Raw genomic sequence first — 1,019 nt, forward strand, 5'->3', positions numbered from 1 at the left:
AAACCTTAATCGAGAAGTCGATATCTTAGAAGAGCGTCTGGAAAAACTTAAAATTGAAGGCTCTTTAGAGCAGCCAACACCAAGACATGCCCCCTCTCCTGCTCCAAGAAGATCTCAGACAGCACAGCCTCAAAAGAAGCCATTCAGAACAATGATGAATCCTTATATGCGAGGGGATTGGAGGTAATTTGTGGATGAAACTTTAGAACCAATTAACAGCAAAATTGACAGACTTGAAAACTTAAAAAGGCGGCGTGAGCAAATTGAAGAAGCTCTTTATTCGGGAGCGCAATCGGTGCGCCATGGCGATAAGCAAGTAAGCAATCGTTCTGTTGAGGAACTTCGCAGAGCGCTTGAGATGATCAATACACAAATAGCCAACCTTGAAGGGCGCAAGCGTTCACGCGTTTTCTATTTTAATATATCACGAGGCTATTAATGGCTGGCTTTATCAATAAACTCACAGGCTTTTTTACAATTTCTCGTCAACACAATCCCCATTTTGAAGCGGCAAGCAAAAGCCGCCGTATGGGTGGTTTTGACCCCGCCAAAAAACATATCAATAAAGCCATTGAGGAATGCGGTGATACCATTGTTGCCCGTTCAAGATGGCTTTATGACAATGAAGCTCTTTATGGGTCTGCAACGGAGGAATGGGTCTCTGCGGCTGTCAGTGATGGGATTAAACCTTATCCTCGTATTGAAGGTTTTCAAGAAGAAAAGAAAAAGCTTTTAGACTTATGGTGGCAATGGGTTGATGAAGCGGATTATGATGAAGATGCCAATTTTTATGGACTTCAAGCAACCATTGCACGAGAGGTCTTTTTAACTGGTGAATGCTTTGTAAGATTGCATTATGTTGATCTCTACGGGCGCTCTGGTGTGCCTCTTCAGTTGCAAGTTTATCCCACTGAAATGTTGGATCTCACTTATAATGGACCTGCTGAGATTGAAGGCAATTACATTCGTATGGGGATTGAATTTAATGCCAGTGGTAAGCGCGTTGCTTATCATTTCTG

At 42.6% G+C, this 1,019-nt stretch carries 3 protein-coding genes; all 3 read left to right on the forward strand.

The window, feature by feature from the left end; genetic code table 11:
• Positions 1 to 187 (forward strand): hypothetical protein (locus ACFIKR_RS09395; protein WP_375659654.1); only part of this gene is annotated, 187 nt, incomplete at its 5' end.
• Positions 188 to 190: 3 nt separating this feature from the next.
• Positions 191 to 439 (forward strand): phage head-tail joining protein, encoded by a 249-nt coding sequence (locus ACFIKR_RS09400; protein WP_375659655.1) that lies wholly within the window; start codon positions 191 to 193, stop codon positions 437 to 439.
• Positions 439 to 1,019: phage portal protein (locus ACFIKR_RS09405; RefSeq protein ID WP_375659656.1), on the forward strand; the 581-nt coding region annotated here is incomplete at its 3' end. The genes ACFIKR_RS09400 and ACFIKR_RS09405, both read left to right, overlap by 1 nt.

The sequence above is a fragment of the Bartonella sp. MR30HLJHH genome, from assembly GCF_042194195.1.
Taxonomy (GTDB): Bacteria; Pseudomonadota; Alphaproteobacteria; order Rhizobiales; family Rhizobiaceae; genus Bartonella; species Bartonella grahamii.